This window comes from Nitrospinaceae bacterium (genome assembly GCA_018669005.1).
Classification (GTDB): Bacteria; UBA8248; UBA8248; order UBA8248; family UBA8248; genus UBA8248.
The window spans coordinates 1-2244 of sequence record JABJAL010000095.1 but is presented as its reverse complement, the minus strand read 5'-3'; the positions used below and the strand labels follow the sequence as shown (position 1 = coordinate 2244).

The 2244-nt window shown below is 55.1% G+C and carries 3 protein-coding genes; 1 reads left to right on the top strand and 2 read right to left on the bottom strand.

Annotated elements, in window-relative coordinates; genetic code table 11:
* Window positions 1–135: 135 nt before the first annotated feature.
* Entirely contained in the window at window positions 136–903 is a 768-nt protein-coding gene (locus HOJ95_15105) for a creatininase family protein (GenBank protein ID MBT6396025.1), read from the top strand.
* Window positions 904–989: 86 nt separating this feature from the next.
* Here the strand turns inward: HOJ95_15105 and HOJ95_15100 are convergent, their stop codons facing one another.
* Together HOJ95_15100 and HOJ95_15095 are read right to left on the bottom strand one after the other, a co-directional pair.
* Window positions 990–1865: a DMT family transporter gene (locus HOJ95_15100; protein ID MBT6396024.1), complete on the bottom strand. Its 876-nt coding sequence runs from the start codon at window positions 1863–1865 to the stop codon at window positions 990–992.
* A gap of 84 nt (window positions 1866–1949) precedes the next feature.
* Window positions 1950–2244: hypothetical protein (locus tag HOJ95_15095; GenBank protein MBT6396023.1), on the bottom strand; the 295-nt coding region annotated here is incomplete at its 5' end.

Below are 2244 nucleotides of genomic sequence, written 5' to 3'. Positions count from 1 at the left end.
TCTGTGCCATATATCTTGTGGCCCTGGATATTTTCTTATTTTAACACGGGCGGCGACCGGGGGCATTCGCTTCCGCAATTCTGAGGTACGCGGAGAAGGCACCGCCCGATTCCTAAGGAATGAGGAGCGCCTGCTATGCTTTTAAACGAAATGACGTGGATGGAAATACGAGACATGCTTCCCCAAAACCCGGTGGTGATTCAGCCGCTGGGCTCGACTGAGCAGCATGGGCCCCACCTTCCGCTTCAAACCGACATATTGAGCGCCTACGAAATCGCCCAGGCGGTGGCTGAGCGCACGGGCTGTCTGGTGGCGCCGCCTTTGCCTTATGGTTACTCGGAGACTTGGCAGACTTTTCCGGGAACGATCAGCTTTAAGCCGCAAACCTTTATGAATTGTATTTCTGATATTGCCGATTGCTTTGTGCGCGGAGGGTTTAAAAAAATATTTTTTCTAAACGGCCACAACGGCAACCTCGCGCCTCTCCAGACCATGATGTTTCAACTGCTCGAGCGCTACGGGCGCGAGGGCGAAGTCTTCATCGGGGCAGGCTCGTACTTTATGATCGCTCAAGAAGCCTGCGCCGCCATCGGGGACAGCTTCAGCGATGGAACCCATGCCAACGAGTTCGAGACTTCCATGATGATGCAGATGCGCCCCGATCTTGTTCACGTGGACCGTCTGGGCGATTGGGTCTATGAGCCCGAGTTGATTCTCTCGTTTCGCGAGGGAATGACAACCGCGCTAAAGCTGCCCGACAGTAGCCGCCACATCGGCGTATTTGGCGATCCGCGAAGGGCAACCCCGGATAAAGGAAGGCGGTATTTCGAGGCTTGCGTCGGGCGGGTGGCTGAGGTGGTGGAAAACTTCGAACCTGAGTATTTCGGTCTGAGCGGCGATTAGATTTTAGTTTGCTGAGTGGCGCTATTTTTACGCTTCTTCAAGCGGGGCTGTAAACGTTGGCGCTGCTGAATTTCGTTATGCCGTTTTCACCCCGCGACGGCCCAGGCGCCTCCCAGTGCGATAACGCCGCCCGCGACAACGCGCCAGGTGATGGATTCTTGTTCGCGGAAAAACAGCCACGATAGAAAGATGATGACCAAAAGCGAGAGGCGGCTCAGGGGGATTACCTGGGTCAGGTCGCCGGTCTTCACAGACGACCAGAAAACGAGAATGCCGCACGCCTGAAGCGTCGAGCCGATGAGAATCGCCAACAATCCCTTGCTCTCAATTGCCCCAAGGGCAGCACTTTTTTTAAATGGGATCACACATAATAAGATGATGAGCGATGTGGTGTTGGCGATGGCCATGCCCAAAGCGGCAGAGGAAATATAGATGAATGCGTATTTTGCCGTCAGGTGGGCCAGGGCATAACTCAGCGCCGATAGGGCGGGGAAGAGATAGTATGACAGGTGTATGCGTTGACGAATTTCCTCTGTTTCCTTGTAGACGAGGAAACTCGCGCCGAGCATGATGGCCAGGGTTCCGAGGATGATCCAGCCGGTTATTTTTTCATCGAGAATAAAGACGGCAAAAGATGCCGACCAGATCATGACGGTCTGGCTGATAACCGTGGAGCGAGCCAGACCCACTAGTCTGATACCGCTCAGGTAGAGGTAGCGCCCGATGCCAGCCCCGAAAATACCCATCGCCATGAAGATGAGCACCCCGGCGAGGGGCATGCGCTCCACCGGCCCCTCTAGCCAATAAAAAAACCAACCCGCTATTGCCGTGATGGTTCCCATGATTAGGCTGGTGGCGAAGGTGCTCAACCTGACGACAGCATAGCGCTGAAAAATTCGGGCGACGGAGACCAGCGAGGCAGCGATAAGCGCCAGTATGTTCGGATGTATTGAGTCGAGCAAAAAAAACTCCGGTTCTTGGCCAGCTGAATTCAGGCAGCGGACCTTTTCTATTTTACGGGGTATTTCTTGAAGCGGTATGAGAGCCTACTCTTCTGGCGGGGTTAGCACCACCTCGGCCGTCTCGCCCTCGATGATGTTGTCGGGAAGAAGGGTGGGTGCCTCACTTGAGGACATGTGTTTGAAAAACGTTGAGGCCGCTCGCAAGTGGCGCTCGACAATTGCGCCTGGAATGTCGGGAGAGCTGCCTCGCCGCTTGAGGACAGGTCCTTCAGTCGTGGCTAGATCGTGTATGCCATCGAAGTCAGGCACCGCTCTTCCGGTTCGCTCTCCTCCCTCGCGATCAACGGTGCAGTCGGCAACGAGCCATTTGCCGTTCAGG